The organism is Devosia sp. BK (assembly GCF_032907385.1).
Classification (GTDB): Bacteria; Pseudomonadota; Alphaproteobacteria; order Rhizobiales; family Devosiaceae; genus Devosia.
Genome location: NZ_JAIMBX010000003.1, coordinates 218,211 through 237,706, shown reverse-complemented (window position 1 = coordinate 237,706; position 19,496 = coordinate 218,211). Strand labels below are relative to the sequence as shown.

Below are 19,496 nucleotides of genomic sequence, written 5' to 3'. Positions count from 1 at the left end.
GTCAATCACCGAGATGAAATGTCAGCTATGTTCTTGGCAGAAATATCACTTTGCGACCGCGCGCTGTCACTGATGCGGCAGGGTGAAGCCGCCGCCGACGAAGCGATTGACGGCGTCGCTCGTATCGATGGGGCCGTCGGCATCGATATTGGTGAAGGCGCGGGACGAGAATTGCGGGCGCCAGGCAAGGCCAGGATCGGGCTCATTGACGAAGAACGGATTGGGATTGTCTGAGATCCCATAGACCACGCGGAAGCCAAGATCGGGCGTATCGATGCCGCAATCGACGAGGCGGCAAAGATCGTCGCGATCGAGATGATTGCGCGCGTCGCGCGGTGAGCCAGGCGGAAAGGCGGTGCAGATGCGAATGACGAGACATTCGAGGCCATAGCGATCGTAGCAATAGCGGCCGTAGTTTTCGCCAAAAACCTTGGACAGCGCATAGAGTGTATCGGGGCGCGTCGGGGCATCGAGCCTGATGGGGGTGTCGCCGGTCGAGTGGAAACCCATGACGTGATAGGACGAGGCGAAGATAACGCGGCGCACGCCTTGGCGGCGGGCGGATTCAAAGATGTTACGCGCGCCCTCGATATTGCCGCGCTGGATATCGGCCCAGGCCTGTTCGTCCGAGACGGCACCGAAATGGACGACGGTGTCGATGCCGGCCATCAGCTTTTCGACGGCGGCCGCATCGCCGAGATCGGCGAGGACGATGTCGCGGCCATCGCTTGCTGCACGCATGTCGGTGGCGACGACATCGCGGCCGGCTTTGGCGAACCAGGCATGGAGATGGGTGCCGAGCAGCCCCGTTGCACCGGTGAGCAGGATCGTGCCCATTGCAAACCTCAGACTTTATTCAGGTGAAAACCGGCTCTTCGTGGAGCGCGATGCCGAAGCGGGATTGGACGCTCGTCTTGATATGCGTCGCGAGCGCGGCGATGTCTTCGGCCGTAGCGCCGCCGAGATTGATCAGCACCAGGGCATGGCGCTCGGAAATGCCGGCACGGCCCATGCGGAAGCCTTTTAGACCGGTCTTTTCGATCAGCCAGCCGGCGGAAAGCTTGGTGCGGCCATCGGGCTGCGGGAAGCTGGGGGCCGTGGGGAATTCGGCGAGGACCGGCGCGGCGTCTTCGAGGCTGACAATGGGGTTTTGGAAGAAGGAACCGGCATTGGGCGTGACGCGCCAATCGGGGAGTTTTGAATTTCTCAGGGCCACGACACGATCCATGACCTGACGCGGGGTCAGATCGGGCGTGCCTTCGAGCTCGGAGAGGCCGGCAAATTTAAGATTGGGCTGCCAATCGCGCTTGAGGCGGAGGCAGAGCGAGAGGACGACATAACGGCCCGGCTCATATTTGAAGACGCTGTCGCGATAAGCGAATTTGCATTCGGGGCCAGTGAAGGTGCGCGTCGTGCCGGTGGTCGTGTCATAGGCGAGAAGGCTCTCGAAGACATCGGCGACTTCGGCGCCATAGGCTCCGATATTTTGGACCGGCGCAGCGCCGACAGTGCCGGGAATGCCAGCGAGGTTCTCGATGCCGCCAAGACCCTTGTCGATCGTGAAGACGACGAAGTCGTGCCAGGTTTCGCCGGCTGAAGCTTCGACAACGGTGGCGTCAGGGCCATTCTCGATAATGCCGCCGCCCGTGATGCTGACAAGCGCGGTGATGCCGTCAAAGTCTTGAGAAAGGACGACATTGCTGCCGCCGCCGAGGATGCGGAGCGGAAGATTTTGTTCGGCGGCGAGGGCGTAGAGTGCCGGAAAATCTTCGGCCCGTTCGATTTTGACCCCGAAGCGCGAGCGCGCGGTAAGCGCCAGTGTGTTGTGGGCGGTGAGGTCGAAATCGGGAATCAGGGTGAGCGCGGTCATGGGCGGGTTATAGGGCTGCGTTGAAAGGGCTGGCAATCTCAGCCGATCCTGCCGCCGAGTTCATCCTCGATATGAGCGCGGACAATGGCGTCGAAATTGGCATCGGCGCGGAAGCCGAGGCTTTCGGCGCGCTTGGCGACAAAACCCTGGGGCCAGCCGGCGACGATGGCCGCGATCGTTGGATCTGGTTGATAGCGGATCAGCGCAACGGCTTTTTCGCCGGCGGCACGGCGGAGGGCGTCGATCTCATCGGCGACGGTGGCAGCAAGGCCCGGCATGGTGAGGCTGCGGCGCTGGCCGAGACCCGATGTGTCGAGTTGAGCTGCATGGAGCAAAAAGCCAACGGCGGCGCGGGGGCTGGCGAACCAGTGACGCACGGAGGGATCGACCGGAAGCACTGCCTCCTGCCCTGCCAAGGGCTCGCGAAGAATGCCGGAGAAAAAGCCGGAGGCGGCCTTATTGGGTTTGCCTGGGCGCACCACAATGGTGGGGAGGCGAATGCCGATCCCGTCGACGAAGCCGCGGCGGGAATAATCGGCCAGCAGCAGTTCACCAATGGCTTTCTGGGTGCCGTAGCTCGTGAGCGGGGTCAGCGGGAATTCGTCGGGGATATCGCGCGGCAGCGGCTCGCCGAAGACGGCGATAGACGAGGTGAAGACAAGGCGCGGCTTATAGGGCTGATTTGCGCTTTCAAGCCGGATGGCTTCGAGCAAATGCTGCGTGCCATCGAGATTGATGCGGTAGCCTTTTTCGAAATCGGCCTCCGCTTCGCCCGAGACGATGGCGGCGAGATGGAAGATGAGGTCGGGTCGATCGGCGATCAGCTTTGCAGCGGTTTCGGGCGCCGAGAGATCGACGGCATGAAGCTGGGTGGGGATATCGGTATCAGGCGCCTGTGGCGCGATGACATCGGCGAGGGAGAGAGCAGAAATCTCCTGAGCGCCGATACGTCCTGCCGCGACCAGAGCCGATGTCAGCTTGCGGCCGATCATGCCGGCGGCACCGATGATGAGAACCTTCACGCTTTTCCTCCGTCATTTTCAGCCATCATGACCGCGCTGACCTATCAAAGCAAATCGGCGCCACGAGGGCGCCGACTGAAAGATCTGGGTCTTGGACAGGCTTCAGAAGCGGTAGCGCAGCGAGGTGCGGATTTCGTTGATGAAGTTGTCGTTGATCAGATAGGCGTTCTGGATGTTCGCCGGCTGGTTCATGACCTTGTTCATGTAGATACCGCGATAGCCGACGTCGGCGACGTAGGAGCCGAAATCGTAGCTCACGCCAGCCATGACGGCAGCAGCGGCTTCAAGCGAGTGACCGTAGGCGTAGTAACCAGGGCCATTCACTTCGGTATAATTTTTGGCAACACCGATACCGGCGCCGACATAAGCACCAAAGCCGCCAGCGCCATAGCCGTTACCCGACAGATTGAAATCGTAGTAAAGGTTGGCGAGCGCGAGGCCCGAGCGCAGGTTGACGGTGTGATCGCCACCCTTCAGGCCTTCATTGCTCAGATAGTCGAGCGTGATATCGGCGCGGACGCCGTGGCCGCTGTCGTAACCGAAGCCAGCGCCGACGCTGTAGCCATAGCCCATCTTATCGAAAGCTGGGACGCAGCCGCAGTAGCTCGCGGCGTCCTTGGCCCACCAGGCGTTACCGGCGACGCTGCCGCGCAGGTAGAGGCCACCGGCCACGCCGTAATCCACATCGGGAACGTCGATCACGGGCGGGTAATAGGGTACGAGGTCCGCGGCAATTGCCGGGCCTGCGACTGCTGTTCCGACCAGCAGGAACGCAGCAATGAGCTTGCGCATGAGTTCAGTCCTTGAGTTGCCACGACACGAGGTCGGTTGTGGCGAATATGGGACAAACTCCTTAAAACCCGCTTAACCCTAAAACCGGCTTAACCGTACGGTTTAACCCTAATGGCGCCCTAACGGGCGATCTGCAGGATGGCCGCTTCCACCTGGCCGACGACGCTCGCGACGAGCGCAGCATCGTCCGCTTCGCCCATGACGCGAATAACCGGTTCCGTGCCGGAGGGGCGCACGACGAGGCGGCCTGCGGTGCCCAAGGCCGCCTGTGCATCGGCGATGGCCTGGATGACATGCTTGTCTTCCAGCGGCTTACCAGCCTTGAAGCGGACATTGCGCAGAAGCTGCGGCACCTTTTCGAAGCGGTGGCAGATTTCGGAGATCGGCTGTTCGATCTGCTTGAGCACGGCCATCAACTGGAGCGCCGCGATGAGCCCATCGCCCGTCGTCGTGAAATCGGACAGGATGATATGGCCGGATTGTTCACCGCCGACATTGAAGCCCTTGGATCGCATGGCCTCGAGCACGTAGCGATCGCCGACCTGGGTGCGTTCGAGCGAGAGGCCGAGGCCCATCAGATAGCGCTCGAGACCAAGATTGCTCATGATGGTCGCAACGATGCCGCCACCAAGCAGCATTTCGCGCTGCAGCCAGCTTTGCGCGATCACGGCCATGAACTGGTCGCCATCGACCACATTGCCCTTCTCGTCGATGATGATGACACGGTCCGCATCACCATCGAGCGCAATGCCGATATCGGCGCGCACTTCCTTGACCTTGGCGGATACCGCCTCGGGGGCGGTCGAGCCGACCTTATAGTTGATATTGTAGCCATTGGGCTCGTCGCCTATGGCGATGACCTCGGCGCCAAGTTCCCAAAGCGCAATCGGGCCGACCTTATAGGCGGCGCCGTTGGCGCAATCGAGGACGACGCGGAGGCCTGAGAGGTCTACACCGCGCGGCAATGTACGCTTGGCATATTCGATATAGCGCGTGCTCGCCGCTTCGTCGCGATGGGCGCGGCCGATGTCCATGCCATGCGCCAGAAGCTTGTTCATGTCCGTATCGATCAAACGCTCGATTTCAGACTCGACCTCGTCGCTGAGCTTGTAGCCATCGGGGCGGAAGAATTTTATGCCGTTGTCTTCGTATGGGTTATGCGAGGCGGAAATCATGACGCCGAGATCGGCGCGCAGCGAGCGCGTCAGCATGGCGACGGCCGGCGTTGGCATTGGGCCGAGGAAATAGACATCCATGCCCACGGCGGTGAAACCAGCAGCGAGAGCGCTTTCGAGCATGTAGCCGGACCGGCGGGTATCCTTGCCGATGACGACGCGATTGCGATGGTCACCGCGCACGAACTTGGTGCCAGCAGCCATGCCGACCTTCATGGCAAGTTCTGGCGTCAGCTTATCGCCGTTCGCCATGCCGCGAATACCGTCCGTGCCGAAATATTTCCGGGCCATATGCGTTCCCCGCCAATTGGTCTTTTGCGGTTGATACCACTTGTCTGGAAGTAGCCCAGCGAGCACCATAAGAAAAGGGCCACCCGCAGGTGGCCCTTTCAATTTTTGCCTCAGCTTTCCGGCTGGGGCTCCATGCCTGGCTCAGGCGGGGAGTCTGGGCGCTTCTTGCCGGACTTGCCAGCAGTCGGCACGCCGGTTGCCTTTGGCGTAGATGGACCATTGTCATCTGGACGCACCGGCTGCTTGCCATCCATCAGGGCGCGCAGTTCGTCGCCGGTCAGGGTTTCGAACTCGAGGAGAGCCTGTGCGATCGCTTCCCACTGGTCGTTGTAAGTGGTCAGAATATCACGAGCGGATGCTTCACCATCTTCGATAAGCTTGCGCACTTCTTCGTCGATCAGCTTGGCGGTCTCGTCCGACATATTGTTGGACTGGGTCACCGAGTGACCAAGGAAGACTTCCTGGTCGTTCGACTTGTACCGTACGCGACCAAGACGCTCGCTCATGCCCCATTCCATGACCATGGAGCGGGCAAGGCTGGTTGCCATCTGGATATCGCCTGATGCGCCCGAGGTGACCTTGGCCGGACCAAACTTGATGATCTCGGCTTCGCGACCACCGAAAAGCATGGTGAGGCGAGCAAGAGCTTTTTCACGGCTGAACGAATAGGTGTCGTTCTCAGGCAAGGTCATCACCATGCCCAGTGCGCGACCGCGCGGGATGATGGTGGCCTTGTGGATCGGATCGATGCCAGCAACCTTGAGCGCGATGATGGCGTGGCCAGCTTCGTGATAGGCGGTCAGCTTCTTTTCGTCATCGGTCATGGCCATGGTGCGGCGCTCCGCGCCCATCATGATCTTGTCCTTGGCGTCTTCGAATTCCTGATGAGTCACAAAACGCTTGTTCTTGCGCGCGGCCATCAGGGCAGCTTCGTTGACGAGGTTCATCAGGTCCGCACCCGAGAAACCAGGCGTACCACGAGCCAGAACCTTCAAATCGACGTCCGGAGCCAGCGGCACCTTGCGGACGTGGACCTTGAGCACCTTTTCGCGGCCCGACACATCGGGGTTAGGCACAACGACCTGACGGTCGAAACGGCCCGGACGCAAAAGCGCGGGATCGAGAACGTCGGGACGGTTGGTCGCGGCGATCAGGATGATGCCTTCATTGGCTTCAAAGCCATCCATCTCGACGAGGAGCTGGTTGAGCGTCTGTTCGCGTTCGTCATTACCGCCGCCAAGACCGGCGCCACGCTGGCGACCGACGGCGTCGATTTCGTCGATGAAGATGATGCACGGGGCATTCTTCTTGGCCTGTTCGAACATGTCGCGGACACGGCTGGCGCCCACACCGACGAACATTTCAACGAAGTCAGAACCGGAAATGGTGAAGAACGGCACATTGGCTTCGCCGGCAACCGAGCGGGCGAGAAGCGTCTTACCGGTACCCGGAGGGCCCACAAGCAGCACGCCGCGCGGGATCTTGCCGCCAAGACGCTGGAATTTGCCGGGATCGCGGAGGAATTCGACGATTTCCTCGAGGTCCTGCTTGGCTTCATCGACGCCAGCAACGTCCTCGAAGGTGATCTTGCCCTGCGTTTCCGTCAGAAGCTTGGCGCGCGACTTGCCAAAGCCCATGGCGCCGCCACGACCGCCGCCCTGCATCTGGCGTATGAAGAAGAACCACACGCCGATGATGACGATGAACGGGAGCCAGGACGACAAGAGGATCGACCAGAACGGGCTCGATTCCGGAGCGCGTGCAGTGATCGAGACGTTTTCCGCTTCGAGGCGCGAAATAATATCGGCACCGGCCGGGATGACCGTTTCGAAACGGGTGCTGTCATTGAGCACGCCGGAAACGACATCGTCGGTGATCGTCACGCTCGAGACGCGGCCGGCGGCGACATCGCTTATAAACTGGCTATAGGTCTTTTCGCCCACTGACATGGTGCGCGTAGACGACTGAAAGACCTGGAACAGGCCCATCAGCATAAAAAGTATGACTAGCCAGATGGCAAAGTTGCGGAAATTTCCGTTCATCAATCCTGTCCCGGGGGAGGCAGCGCGCGAAGCGGCAGCATTGGGCCGAATGTAAGGCCCCCATTGGGGCGTTACAAGGGCAAGACCTGCGGCCTACGCCCCTATACGTCCAGTCATATTGTCGCGACGAGGTTAACGGGGTGTGGCTTGCGCAGGTTCCGCTCGCAAAGTGCCAAAACAACTATTGGATCATAGGAGGCTTGGCACCCGCGCCGTGGCGGATCAGTCGGTGATCACCGTCACCTCGACGCGCTCGTCGAACGACCAGCCGCCGAGGGAGAGCACGGCGCCCTCTGCATCGCGCACGATGGGCGCTGTACGGATGGCTTCGGCCGGGGTGGTCACCTTGAAGCCGAGCACTTCTTCGAGCCGATGACGGGGGAAGAAGTCTGTCGCAGCAGCGATAAGGCTGGTTTCGCTCGAACGATTGAAAATGGCGAAACGATCGTCCCACACCAGGGTTTCGCCCGGTGGGAGGAGGATGTCGCTCGGCAGCGCCCTGCCCGGCTCGCGCGCGACGACGAGTTTTTCATCTTTCACCCGAATGACCGTGCCCAGAAGCGTCGTGCCCTTGGATAGGGTGTCGGTCGCGATCTGGTCGAAGAGCCGCTCGACCTGGCCAAGGGCGCGCGGCTTTTGGCGGCCGCCGACGACGGTCAGGATGCGGCTTAAAACACGACGGCCGGTGGCGGGGCCGAGCTGCGAGAGCGCGGCAAGGGGGAGCGTCGCTGCGCCAAAGCCATCGAAGCCGACAAGTTCGGCAAAGGCGGCATCGGCGAGATTGCTGAGCGCGGCGTCAGCCTCGGCCATGCGAGCGGCAAAGCGCGATAAAGAGGCGCCGTCGAGCCCTTCCTTGGCGAGGGCGGGAAGGAGCCGGCGCCAGCGGATGCGCTCGTAATCCTCATCATCGTTGGACGGGTCGTGAACGGCCGTGAGCCCGGCTTCGTCGACAATGGCGACAAGGGCAGCGGGTTCGACATCGAGAAGCGGGCGGAAAACGCGCACGCCTTCGACTTCGGCGAGGCGCACCATGCCCTTGAGACCATCGAGCCCACTGCCATGGGCGAGGCGCATCAAAATGGTTTCGGCCTGATCGGCGCGGTGATGAGCCGTGACGAGGAGCGAGATTCCGTCCTCGGCCATGGCCTCGCCGATCAGCCGATAGCGCGCTTGCCGCGCGGCTTCCTGGATACCGGTTTCGGGATGCTCATCGGCCCATTTGAGGCCGCGAAAATTGAGGCCCAGGCGTTTAGCCTCTTCGCCGACCATGACGACTTCGTCGGCTGCTTCGGGCCTGAGGCCATGATCAAGGCTGTAGACCACGAGCTTTGGCGGGGTGGCCAGCATGTCGGCCCAGCGCTTGACGAGCAGCATGAGCGCGAGGCTATCGGGGCCGCCGGAGACCGCCAGCCCCACGCCAGCCTCGCTCGCAAGGGGCGAGAAGAGGCTGGTCAGGGTTGTGGGATCGGAAAGGTCCGGGGTCAGGCTGGCGGACATTCGGCCTTGGCTTTCTCCTCGGCGAGCCGCGTGACGAAAGCCGGGGTCAGATCGGTATAGCGCTTGTCGACCTCGGCAAAGGTGCGGCAGGCGGTTTCGCGCTCGCCAGCGCCGGAGAGGGCGACCCCGAGTTTGAGAAGGATGTCGCGAGCGCGCGGATTGTCCGGCTGCTTCTGGAAGGCATCGAGCAAGACCTCGGCGGCCTGATCGTAGGACCCTTCCTGAATCAGCGCTTCACCGAGCCAATTGGACGCCTCGGTGACCTGCGGATTATCGGGATAGAGCGAGACGAACTGGGTGAACTGATCAGCGGCAAAGGCATAGTCTTTGGAAGCCATGGCTTCATAGCCCGCCGCGAACTGCGCGTCGGCATCGGCGTCGCCCGTCGAAACGATGCTGGGATTATAGGTGAGATCGAGCGGTTGGCCGGTCGCAAGATCGACAGCGCCTGTCGCGCCGGTGCCCACTAGTGGATCGCCGGAATTTCCCAGATCATCCATCGGTGCGGCAGAGGAATCGTTGAAGGTCGGATCGAACTCGGCTTCACCCGGGAGAGGACGCACGCCCTGCTCGGGGATCTGCGTCAGTGGCACCGTATCTTCACCGGTTGGCGTAGCGGGCTCGATCTGGATCTGGGGCTGGGTCTGAGTCTGCGGCGACGCCTCGGGCGGCGTCACGCCACCAGGTTGGGTCGCCGCTTCAGTTTTTCCCCCAGCACCACCTTCCAATTGCTGGAAGCGGAATTCGTTGTCTTCCTGCATGCGGTTGACGAGTTCCTGCATCTGGGTGAGCTGGAACGTCAGGCCTTCGACCTGGCCATTGAGCGAGCGGATCTGCTCTTCAAGCTGCTGGATACGCACCAGGACCTGAGCGGTATCGGCCTGGGCCACCAGCATGCGATCGGGCTGGGTATTGTTGTAGCTCAAGCCACCCAATTCTCCGGGCAGGATCGTAGTCTGCGCATTGGCCGGCGCATAAATCCCAAGGCCCATCGCTACGGCGATTAATCCCGCGCGCGCTCTTCTGTTCAATGTTCCCAGCTTCAAGCCGTCTCTCCGTAACCGTCTTTGCCTAGCCTAAAGCGCGTCGCTATCGTTTCGATCAGCCTATTGCGCTTCAGCTATCCGTTTTCTGCGAAGTGCCGCTCCGACGCCTAGGTCCGGGCTGACGCTTTCGTAGATGGGTATCATTGGCCTCTCGATAAAGGCCAATTTTGGTCAAAAGAAAACGCCCGGCCCACTTTCGTGGCGCCGGGCGCTCATTGCCTCCAGTTTTTTAGGACTGGATTGCTGCTTCTTACTGGACGACCGTCACGGCGCGGCGGTTCTGGCTCCAGCAGGAGATGTCGTTACAGATCGCAACCGGACGTTCCTTGCCGAAGGACTGGTTGGTGATGCGCTGACCATTCACGCCCTTGGAGACGAGATAGTTCACGACGACATTGGCGCGGCGAGCGCCGAGAGCGATGTTGTATTCGCGGGTACCACGTTCGTCGGCATGGCCTTCGATCAGGATACGATAGTTCTGGTACTGGTTGAGCCAGGCAGCCTGCTTGTCGAGGGTCGACATGGCTTCCGATGTCAGCGAGCTGGAATCGGTTTCGAAGAAGACGCGGTCACCAACGGTGACGATGAATTCCTGCTGGCTGCCGGGGGCACCGCCACCCGGGCCGAGATTGCCGGCGCCTGTCAGGCCGACGGCATCATTGGAACTGCGCGAACAGGCGGCGACGACGACGACGAAAAACAGCATCGCGGCAGCGCGCAACGCGGTCGAAATGGGTGCGGGAATGGCCACGGGTAGCTCCAGAAAAGGCAACAATCTTAAGGGCAGCATTTACCGCGCTTAATCTTAAAGCCGGGTTCGCTAAGATGGTTAATCTTTGCCTATCGCGGCGCGAATGTGGCGGAAATCCGGGCTTTTTCGTGGCGTTGCCAAATAGGCACAGGTGGAGAGCGCCATCACGTTAAGGTTAAGTGGCAAGCATTTCAGCAGCTTAACGCCCAAGAAAAAGAGGCCGGCGCCTGTGCGCACGGCCTCTTTGCAAACAAACGCAATGTCGTGTTTGCCTTCTAAGCGCGGAGACCTGACCAAGATGGATCTGACGCGTAGGTATCGGTCGAAATCGTCTGGGGGTTGCGGCCCCAGATATCGACGCTCATCAAGCGCGGACCATCGTTGCCGCCCGGATCCTGGAAGAACATGATGACGCGGCCATTGGGCGCCCAGGTTGGGCCTTCGGCATGGAAGCTAGAATAGAGCAGACGCTCGCCCGAGCCATCGGGCGCCATGATGCCGATATGGAACTGGCCGCCGGACTGGCGGGTGTAGGCGATGAGGTCGCCCTTGGGGGACCAGACGGGGGTCGAATAGCTGCCCTGGCCAAAGCTGACGCGCTGCGCGTTACCGCCGCCTGCACCCATCATATAGATCTGGGGCGAGCCACCGCGGTCGCTTTCAAAGACGATGCGGCTGCCATCGGGCGAGAAGGACGGGCCGGTATCGATGGCCGAGCCCGAGGTGAGCTGCGACGGCGCGCCGCCGCCGGTGCCGACCGAATAGATATTGGTCGCGCCGGACTGTTCGACCGAGAACACAACCGTGCCGCCATCGGGCGAGAAGCGCGGAGCAAAGGTCATGGCGCCGACATTGGCGAGACGCTGCTGCTGGCCCGAAGAGAGCTGCAGCAGATAGACCTGCGGATTGCCATCGGCAAAGTTCATATAGGTGACGAGATCGCCATTGGGCGCAAAGCGCGGCGTCAGCGCCATGGACGAGCCATCCGTCAGGTACTGCATATTGGCGCCGTCCTGATCCATGATCGCGAGGCGACGCGTGCGGTTGGCCTTGGGACCACTTTCAGCAACGTAGATGACGCGCGTATCGAAATAGCCCGAACCGCCGGCGAGCTGCTCATAGATGGCGTCCGAGACGATATGACCAACGCGGCGGGCCGAATTGGGATCGGTATTATAGCTCTTGCCGACAACCTGTGCGGCTTGCCGGGTATCCCAGACACGGACGGAGGAAGAAATCTGTCCGCCGCGCTCGACCGAGCCCATGACGAGGGCATCAACATTGGCGGTGCGCCAGATGTTGAAATCGGGCGTGCCGTTGACATCACCCACCTGCACCGGCAGCGAAGCCGGATCAAGCGGGAGGAACAGGCCCGAACGGCGCAGATTGTTGCGCACGATATCGGCGATCTCACGCCCGAACGTCGGATCAGACGAGGCAAAATCGGGGATCGCGATTGGCAAGGGCTGGAAATTGGCGCCTTCCACGACGATGCGCAGCTGGGCCATGGCCATGGGGGAAGTTGCCAACAAGGCGCCACCGGCTAAGCCAAGCTTGAGGGCAGAACGACGGGTCACAAGCGTCATGATGAGGAATGTCTCCAATTTCGCCTTGGGCCGAATTGTGGCCAGCACCTAGGCAAATTCAAGGTCAGGGTCTGAGTTCAAGTTCTAGATTTTGCCATTGGCCAAAGGCGTCCGGCGACAAGTTAAAAGGTCCATCCTGGCTGGCTGCCACCACCGCACGCTGGGCGGCGCGCGCAATTTGCTGGCCCTGCGGCGACGGGTCGGAAGAGATGATCTGCGGAATACCGTTCAACGATCCATCGCGGTTGAGGTTCAACCGGACGACCACGGTCAGACCGCTGTTGAAATCGCTCGGCAGGAGGTTCCAGTATTTTTTTATGCGCGCCTGAACGCCAGATATTTCGGTCTGGCTGAGAGTCGCCGACGTGCCAGTGGTGTCGCCAAGCGTCGGCGAACCGCCCTGCCCGGTCGTGCCGCCGGTCGATGGCGCATTGTTGATGATGGCGCTGATGTCGTCGGCCAAGCTTGAATCAAGTGCGGTCGGGCCAGGCGGCGACGGCCGCGGAGCCTCGGCCTGCGCCTGGGACTGGTTCTGCGCGGCCTGCGCTGCAGCCTGGCGCTGGCGCTCTTCTTCCTCGCGCTTCTTGCGCTCGGCTTCGGCGGCAGCGAATTGCTGGCGCAACTGGGCAAGATTGCTCGGGCGCGCAGCCGGGGTCGGCGCAGCAACAGAAGGTGTTGTGGGTTCTGGCGTCGGGGCGGGTTCCGGCGTTGGCTCAGGTGTCGGCTCCGGCGTCGGAGCTGGTTCCGGGGTCGGCTCCGGCGTCGGTTCTGGCGCTGGGGTTGGCTCTGGCGTCGGCGCTGGTTGCGGCCGCGTTTGCGGAACAGGCGGCGTTGGTGTGGGCGGCGTTAGTGTCGGCTCTGGCGGCGGCTCAGGGGTTGGGGCGGGTTCCGGCGTTGGGGCCGGCTCGGGCTCAGGCGCCGGCTCCGGCGTCGGTTCGGGCTGTGGAGCAGGTTCTGGCGCGGGCGCGGTCTGCGTCACCGGACGTGGCGTCGGCACATCGGCAGGCGACGGGGTCGGCTGATCTTGTTCGGTATTGCCGGTGGGCTGAGCCAGCTCGGCAGGCTGATCGCTTTCCGCAATTGAAGGCGTATCGGTTTCGACGACGGTGCTATCGAGCTGGCCGCGGCGGATATTGTTAAAATCGTCGATTGGTACGAGATCGACCGCAATTGAAGACTCGACAGGCGTCAGCGGCTCGGTCGATCCCAGATTGATCAGACCAAGCACGATCAGCAGCACGTGGGCTGAAACCGAAACAATGACGCCCATCCGCATCGGCATCGGCGGTCCTATTGCCCACGCTCGGTGACAAGACCGATCTTGGCATAGCCGGCAGCCGAGAGAAGCCCCATGACGCGCATCACGCTGCCATAATTGGCCGTGGTATCGCCGCGGAGGAAGATGCGGTCTTCGGGCGTGGCGAGGCCGGAAACGGTCGTGACGAGATCGGCTTCGGTGACCGGAGTTTCATCGACAAAGATCGCGCCCTCAGGCGTGACGGCGACCGTGACCGGCTGGGTCTGGCTCGGCATATCGGCTGCAGCCGATTGCGGCACGTCGACAGGCACGCCGGCCGTCATCATCGGCGCGGCGACCATGAAGATGATCAGCAGCACCAGCATCACGTCGACCATCGGCGTGATGTTGATTTCGCTCATCACCGCTTTCCGGCGACCACGACGGCGGCGTCCGCCACCCCCGCCTCCACCGCCTGATACACCCATGCCCATATCAGCGGCTCCGGGCTTCGAGCTGGCGGCTCAGGATAGTCGAGAACTCGTCGGCAAAGCCTTCGAGGCGGCCGATCATCTTGCCGGCATCGGCAGAGAGCTTGTTATAGGCGATAACGGCAGGAATAGCGGCGACGAGGCCGATGGCAGTCGCAAACAGCGCTTCGGCGATCGGGCCGGCGACCACCGCGAGATTGGTCGAGGACGAGGCCGCGATATTGGTGAAGGCGTTCATGATGCCCCAGACGGTGCCGAAGAGCCCGATGAAGGGACCGGCGGAGCCGACAGTGGCGAGGAAGCCCAAGCGCTTTTCCAGGAACTCGCTTTCGCGGGAGATGGCGACATCGAGCACCTTATCGAGGCGCTGCTGCATGCCGACGAAACTTGCCGCGTTCTGCTCGTGGCTGCGCTTCCATTCCTTCATGGCGGCAACGAACACCGCGCCCATGCCACCCGAGGATTTCTCGGACTGCTGCTTGTAAAGTTCTTCGAGCGACTGGCCCGACCAGAAGGTCTTTTCGAAATTATTCATCTCAGAGGCGACGCGGCGATAGGCGATGGACTTGTCCACGATGATGGCCCAGCACCAGACGGAAGCGCCGAGCAGGCCGAGCATGACCGACTTGACGACGAAATCCGCCGCCCAGAACAGCCCCCAAATGGACAGGTCGGCATGCGGAGCGGCCGCTCCTACTGCATCCATGGCTTCCATGAAGTGATCCTTTTGGCCCGGCCCAAGTGCCCGACCCCATGCTGGGTGCGATGGGGGCGGAATCTGTCAAAATTAAGAGAAATGCTTTGCAATCCGGGCCTTTCGGTCCGCACCACAACGCAATGGTCCCTTTGACTCGATTATGGTGACCAAGAGGTTAAAAAAGCGACTCCGCCGGTGGCATCGCGTCAGCTTTCGCCCATGAGCCGGGCGCGCAGGGATGCCGGCAAGCGTGCGGGGCCGCCGCTCATCTTGATAGAAACGACGGTCACACGCGCCGAAGTCAGCACGATTTGGTCACGGAGAAGTGTCTGTTCGAGCACAAGACGCACGCCCGTAGCGTCGGCAATGCGCGTTTCGACGGTGAGCAGATCATCGATGCGGGCGGCGGCGATGAAGTCGATTTCCATATGCCGCACGGCAAAGGCAAGGCCCTGCTCCATCAGCGCGCTGTGGTGAATGCCGAGATCGCGCAAGAATTCGGTGCGGCCGCGCTCGAAGAATTTGAGATAGGCGGCGTGATAGACGTTTCCCGAAAAATCGGTGTCTTCGTAATAGATGCGAATGGGAAAGCGATGCGGGGTCACGCGTCGCGCTCATCGTAGACGATGTGATCCAATTCGGTCGGTAGGTCTCGAAGGAAATCAGGGAGCCAGCGCGGCAGAAGGTTGAACTTTTCGAGTTCATCGCCCTCCAGAGGCACCCAGTGAAACTGCAGATCGTGCCCCTCGTCCTGACGTTCGAGCCAGGGTGACGTACCGTTGGGCCCCTGCCCTGGCAATGTCACGACATAGAAAAAGCCGAGCTCATGAAAATCCTCGCCCTCGCGGCTATAAAAACTTTCCGAGGTGGCGATCATCGGGCCCACTTCGGCCGGCATGGCGAGCTCTTCGGCAATTTCGCGGGTAAGGCTGAGGCGGCTATCCTCGCCCAGTTCGACACGACCGCCGGGCAGCATGGAATAATCATCCTCGTCTTCGCGGCAGATGAGCACATAGCCTTCTGCTATGATGATGCCCGCAACGCGAAAATTGAAGCGGCCTTCCTTCATGGGAAAGCTCAGGACATGGCGCGCGGTCACGCTGGACCTCCAAGTTCGATAAGGACGATTTCCGGCGGCGCATCGAAGCGCAGCGGCACGCCGGAATGGCCAAGGCCCCCGCCGACAACGAGGTGGCGACCGGTCTCGACAATATGGCCATGGAGGTAGCGGCGACCATATTTCGAGGGTACGACGGGCGCATAACCAAAGAACCGAATCTGGCCACGATGGACATGGCCCGAGAGGGTCAGGCTGACCCGATCTGGGACTTCGGGGAAAATGTCGGGCTCGTGGGCCATGAGGATGGCAGGCGCGTCATGGGTCATTTGCGACAGGGTGCGATCGAGATCGGCGAGCGATTGTCCGTCCTCGAATTCAGCGATCTGGTCGCCGAGGCCCAGGAGCCAAAAGGTTTTCGCATTCCATTGCAGCGGAATAGCTTCGTTGATCAACGTCCTGATCCCCACCGCCTCGAGCGCGCCCATTGCCGCTGGAGATGGCAGGGCTCGATGGCGCTTGCGGGCGATGCGCGGATAATCGTGATTGCCGAGGACCGCAAAGGTGCCGAGCGGCGATTTTAGCTTGGCAAGGACCGGCGCCCAATCGGAGGGCGGGAGGTGACGGCTGAAGCGCGGCCCTTCTTCGAAATCGCCGACTAGGAGGACGATGTCGGGTTGGATTGCGTTGGTTTTTTCGACGATGGTTTCAAGCGCATCCAAGCCCGTCCATGGCTCGGCGATATGAAAATCGCTGAGCATGGCGATGCGGAGTGTCAGATCTTGCGGCCAATTCCGCGGCTTGGGCGCATAGTGCCGCACGACGAGGCCTGGCTCGCCGATCCAGCTATGGGCGCCGAAGGCGTGAAAAATGCGCCTCAGAAGCGCGACCATCAGGCCTCGCCCTCGGGTTCCTCGAAAAGACTTTGCTGCATGCCGACAAAACCCTGCGGCACCGATTTGCCGAGATGCTGGAAAGCGATGGCCGTCAGCATGCGGCCGCGCGGCGTGCGCTGAATAAAACCTTGCTGAAGGAGATAGGGCTCGACGATTTCCTCGATCGCATCGCGCGGCTCGCTGAGGGCAGCGGCGATGGTCTCGATGCCGACGGGGCCGCCGCCGTAAAAGTCGACGATGGTGTTGAGATAGCGCCGGTCTAGTTGATCGAGGCCACGCGCATCGACATCGAGACGCAACAATGCCTTGTCTGCGAGCGTACTGTTGACCTCGGGCGCGCCCTCGACCAACGCAAAATCGATGACACGGCGCAGGAGGCGTCCGGCAATACGGGGCGTGCCGCGCGACCGGCGGGCGATTTCGAGCGCGCCATCAGCGGACATGGGCGTGCCCATGAGCCGGGCGCCACGGGTGACGATTTTGACCAGCTCTTGCGGCGTATAGAAATTGAGCCGCACGGGAATGCCGAAACGATCGCGCAGCGGCGTGGTCAGAAGTCCGGCGCGGGTGGTGGCGCCGACCAGGGTGAACTTGGCGAGATCGATTCGCACCGAGCGCGCGGCCGGACCTTCGCCAATGATGAGATCGAGCTGGAAATCTTCCATCGCGGGATAGAGGACTTCTTCGATTGCCGGATTGAGGCGATGGATTTCGTCGATGAAAAGAACGTCGCGCTCTTCGAGATTGGTCAGGAGCGCAGCGAGATCGCCAGCCTTGGCAATGACCGGGCCGGATGTGGCGCGAAAACCGACGCCCAACTCCTTGGCGATGATCTGTGCAAGCGTCGTTTTGCCGAGCCCTGGCGGGCCGACAAAAAGCACATGATCGAGTGCCGCACCGCGTTTCTTCGCCGCCTCGATAAACACTTCAAGATTGGCTCGCGCATCGGCCTGACCGACAAAATCGGAAAAGCCGGACGGGCGCAGGGCGACATCCAGCGAACCATCGCGCTCGGCAGCGGGAGACGTAAGATCGGTCACGCGAGAAGTTCCATTCCGGGTATGCGCTTGGCGGCGTCTTTGTCGAAGGTCACTATCTGCGTGCAGTCGCGTTGCAGGGCGATTGTGGCGATGATGGCGTCGGCAATATCTGCTCCAGTTCGCTCAGCGAGATACAACGCGGTCTTGATGGCGTCTTCTTCCTCGATTGCCAAATTTGCACTCATGAACAATCTGTCCAAAGCCTGGCGGACGGCCTCCAGCGGATACCTATAGCGCGACATGAGTAACCAGATGAGTTCGAGAATGACTTCACGCCCGACGAAAACTGGATCTTCGGCTGTGTGGCGACGAATGAATTGTTCCGCCAAAGCCGCTTGCGCCTTGTCGTCATTAACCAGGAGGCGGATCAAAATATTCGTATCGAGGGCGATCACCGTTTCGTGGCCCGTTCGAAGCGCTCCACAACGGCTTCGGCGATCGCCTCGTCCATTTCTTCAATAGTTAGATGCACGCCGCTCGGCGGCGGTCCAAGAAAACCCGCGAGATCGGCGGCATTGAGAGTTTTGGCCACCACGCGAATTGCGCCATTCTCCAAAATCCAGGTTAGAGGCGTGCCGTCTTTGATGCCGACGGCATCGCGAAGGGATTTGGGGATCGTCGTCTGACCTTTGCTGGTAACCACCGACCGGCCCACCAACCTCTGCTGAACGCCCATCTGAATGCTCCAAATTCCTTACAATTTAAGAATAGTAAGGAATTGCGTCTTGAACAAGGATTACTGGCTCAATTCCCGCAAACCCAGCCGAATGAGCTTTTCCGTCGCCGCGTCCTCGCCCTCTTTCGCCACCACGCGGGCGAGCGCGGCTGACGCCTGGGCGCTGGAATAGCCGAGATTGGTCAAGGCGGATACGGCGTCGGCGACATTGGATTTCGCCACGCCTTCGCCGAGCGCGGTCTGGAGACCGAGCGTACCCGCATCGATGCCGCCGAGAGCGGGGACCTTGCCCCTGAGCTCGGTGACGATACGCACTGCGAGTTTGGGGCCGACACCATTGGCGCGACCGACCATGGCCTTATCCTGCAAAGCGATGGCGCTCGAGAGTTCTGATGGCGACAGCACCGAGAGGATGGCGAGCGCGACGCGGGCGCCGACGCCCTGCACTGTGGTGAGCAGCAGAAACCAAGATTTTTCCGCTTCCGAAGCGAAGCCGAAAAGCCGGATCAGGTCTTCGCGGAGGATTGTCTCGATGAAGACCACGGCAGATTCACCGACGCGCGGCAGGGATTGCAGCGTGCGCGTTGAGCAGTGCACTTCGTAGCACACGCCGCCGCAATCAATAAGAACCCAGTCGTCGCCAAAGCTGTCAACGAGCCCCTTGAGCTTGCCGATCATAAAAGAGCTCCCATGCGGCGGGCCGACACCCGGTGATGTGCGTGGCAAATGGCGACGGCGAGCGCGTCGGCTGCGTCAGCGCCCTTGAATTGCGCCGTCGGCAGCAAGGTCCGAACCATCAGCTCCACCTGCTTCTTGTCGGCATGGCCTGTGCCGACCACCGACTTCTTGACGAGGTTGGTGGCATATTCGGCAACATAGAGCCCGCTCTGCGCTGGTGTCACCAGCGCCACACCGCGCGCTTGGCCAAGGATCAGCGCCGAGCGCGGCCCAGCATTGACGAAGGTTTCTTCGACGGCGGCTTCGATCGGGTCAAACTGAACAAGGACTTCCTTGAGCCCTGCCGCCAATAGGGCAAGGCGGTCCGCGAGCATGCCGTCGATCGGCGGAGTGACCGTTCCGGCCGCAACAAAGCTCAGGCGATTATCGAGCGCATCGACAATGCCCCAGCCACAGCGCCGGAGGCCTGGATCGATGCCGATGATTCGCACGGATTTGCTCATGGATGCCCTTCTAGCAGTTTCGTGCACCCTACCAAGTCCAAAGTGAACAAAACAGAAACTGCCAGCGCATCAATCAGGTGGATAGTTCAAAATTTACCCAAACACGAAACGGGGAATTCACAAACCGAGCCTTAGGTTGTTCGCGGGAC

21 protein-coding genes are annotated in these 19,496 nt (G+C 61.2%); all 21 read right to left on the bottom strand.

All coding sequences use genetic code 11. From position 1 onward, the window contains the following. Positions 1–66: 66 nt before the first annotated feature. Positions 67–837, bottom strand: a complete 771-nt coding sequence (locus DevBK_RS16755) for an NAD-dependent epimerase/dehydratase family protein (protein ID WP_061909379.1) — start codon at positions 835–837, stop codon at positions 67–69. A gap of 19 nt (positions 838–856) precedes the next feature. Further along, positions 857–1,870, bottom strand: coding sequence for a UDP-N-acetylmuramate dehydrogenase (gene murB / locus DevBK_RS16750; protein WP_317186260.1), 1,014 nt, complete (start codon positions 1,868–1,870; stop codon positions 857–859). A 38-nt stretch (positions 1,871–1,908) separates the two neighbouring features. Next, positions 1,909–2,892: a D-erythronate dehydrogenase gene (gene denD / locus DevBK_RS16745; RefSeq protein ID WP_317186259.1), complete on the bottom strand. Its 984-nt coding sequence runs from the start codon at positions 2,890–2,892 to the stop codon at positions 1,909–1,911. 102 nt (positions 2,893–2,994) lie between these two features. Beyond that, the gene (locus DevBK_RS16740; RefSeq protein ID WP_317186258.1) at positions 2,995–3,684 is read right to left on the bottom strand and encodes a hypothetical protein; all 690 of its coding nucleotides are present in this window, start codon (positions 3,682–3,684) and stop codon (positions 2,995–2,997) included. Positions 3,685–3,803: 119 nt separating this feature from the next. Further along, a complete protein-coding gene (glmM, locus tag DevBK_RS16735; RefSeq protein WP_317186257.1) occupies positions 3,804–5,150 on the bottom strand; it encodes a phosphoglucosamine mutase in 1,347 nt (448 codons plus the stop codon). Between the two features lie 110 nt (positions 5,151–5,260). After that, on the bottom strand, positions 5,261–7,192 hold the full coding sequence (ftsH, locus tag DevBK_RS16730; RefSeq protein WP_061909384.1) for an ATP-dependent zinc metalloprotease FtsH: 1,932 nt from the start codon (positions 7,190–7,192) through the stop codon (positions 5,261–5,263). 222 nt (positions 7,193–7,414) lie between these two features. Then, a complete protein-coding gene (gene tilS / locus DevBK_RS16725; protein ID WP_317186256.1) occupies positions 7,415–8,689 on the bottom strand; it encodes a tRNA lysidine(34) synthetase TilS in 1,275 nt (424 codons plus the stop codon). Next, positions 8,674–9,735, bottom strand: a complete 1,062-nt coding sequence (ybgF, locus tag DevBK_RS16720) for a tol-pal system protein YbgF (protein ID WP_317186255.1) — start codon at positions 9,733–9,735, stop codon at positions 8,674–8,676. Before ybgF ends, tilS begins: the two co-directional genes overlap by 16 nt. A 250-nt stretch (positions 9,736–9,985) precedes the next feature. Further along, a complete protein-coding gene (pal, locus tag DevBK_RS16715; RefSeq protein WP_061909390.1) occupies positions 9,986–10,486 on the bottom strand; it encodes a peptidoglycan-associated lipoprotein Pal in 501 nt (166 codons plus the stop codon). Between the two features lie 275 nt (positions 10,487–10,761). Next, a complete protein-coding gene (gene tolB, locus DevBK_RS16710) occupies positions 10,762–12,072 on the bottom strand; it encodes a Tol-Pal system beta propeller repeat protein TolB (protein ID WP_062629263.1) in 1,311 nt (436 codons plus the stop codon). Between the two features lie 64 nt (positions 12,073–12,136). After that, complete coding sequence (locus tag DevBK_RS16705) at positions 12,137–13,354, bottom strand: hypothetical protein (RefSeq protein ID WP_317186254.1); 1,218 nt, start codon at positions 13,352–13,354, stop codon at positions 12,137–12,139. An 8-nt stretch (positions 13,355–13,362) separates the two neighbouring features. Beyond that, a complete protein-coding gene (locus tag DevBK_RS16700; protein WP_061909394.1) occupies positions 13,363–13,803 on the bottom strand; it encodes an ExbD/TolR family protein in 441 nt (146 codons plus the stop codon). 1 nt (position 13,804) lies between these two features. Continuing rightward, a complete protein-coding gene (tolQ, locus tag DevBK_RS16695) occupies positions 13,805–14,506 on the bottom strand; it encodes a protein TolQ (protein WP_061909789.1) in 702 nt (233 codons plus the stop codon). Between the two features lie 197 nt (positions 14,507–14,703). Then, on the bottom strand, positions 14,704–15,102 hold the full coding sequence (ybgC, locus tag DevBK_RS16690; RefSeq protein WP_317186253.1) for a tol-pal system-associated acyl-CoA thioesterase: 399 nt from the start codon (positions 15,100–15,102) through the stop codon (positions 14,704–14,706). Next, the gene (locus DevBK_RS16685) at positions 15,099–15,596 is read right to left on the bottom strand and encodes an NUDIX hydrolase (protein ID WP_317186252.1); all 498 of its coding nucleotides are present in this window, start codon (positions 15,594–15,596) and stop codon (positions 15,099–15,101) included. Before DevBK_RS16685 ends, ybgC begins: the two co-directional genes overlap by 4 nt. Further along, positions 15,593–16,447 (bottom strand): metallophosphoesterase, encoded by an 855-nt coding sequence (locus tag DevBK_RS16680; protein WP_317186251.1) that lies wholly within the window; start codon positions 16,445–16,447, stop codon positions 15,593–15,595. The genes DevBK_RS16685 and DevBK_RS16680 overlap by 4 nt, the downstream gene beginning before the upstream one ends. After that, positions 16,447–17,490 carry a Holliday junction branch migration DNA helicase RuvB gene (gene ruvB / locus DevBK_RS16675; protein ID WP_061909402.1) on the bottom strand — a complete coding sequence of 348 codons (1,044 nt, stop codon included), beginning with the start codon at positions 17,488–17,490 and terminating at the stop codon, positions 16,447–16,449. The genes DevBK_RS16680 and ruvB overlap by 1 nt, the downstream gene beginning before the upstream one ends. Next, positions 17,487–17,885, bottom strand: coding sequence for a PIN domain-containing protein (locus DevBK_RS16670; protein ID WP_317186250.1), 399 nt, complete (start codon positions 17,883–17,885; stop codon positions 17,487–17,489). The genes ruvB and DevBK_RS16670 overlap by 4 nt, the downstream gene beginning before the upstream one ends. After that, positions 17,882–18,166: an AbrB/MazE/SpoVT family DNA-binding domain-containing protein gene (locus DevBK_RS16665; RefSeq protein WP_317186249.1), complete on the bottom strand. Its 285-nt coding sequence runs from the start codon at positions 18,164–18,166 to the stop codon at positions 17,882–17,884. The genes DevBK_RS16670 and DevBK_RS16665 overlap by 4 nt, the downstream gene beginning before the upstream one ends. Positions 18,167–18,226: 60 nt before the next feature. Then, positions 18,227–18,844 (bottom strand): Holliday junction branch migration protein RuvA, encoded by a 618-nt coding sequence (ruvA, locus tag DevBK_RS16660; RefSeq protein ID WP_317186248.1) that lies wholly within the window; start codon positions 18,842–18,844, stop codon positions 18,227–18,229. After that, a complete protein-coding gene (gene ruvC, locus DevBK_RS16655) occupies positions 18,841–19,347 on the bottom strand; it encodes a crossover junction endodeoxyribonuclease RuvC (RefSeq protein ID WP_061909410.1) in 507 nt (168 codons plus the stop codon). The genes ruvA and ruvC overlap by 4 nt, the downstream gene beginning before the upstream one ends. Positions 19,348–19,496 lie beyond the last annotated feature (149 nt).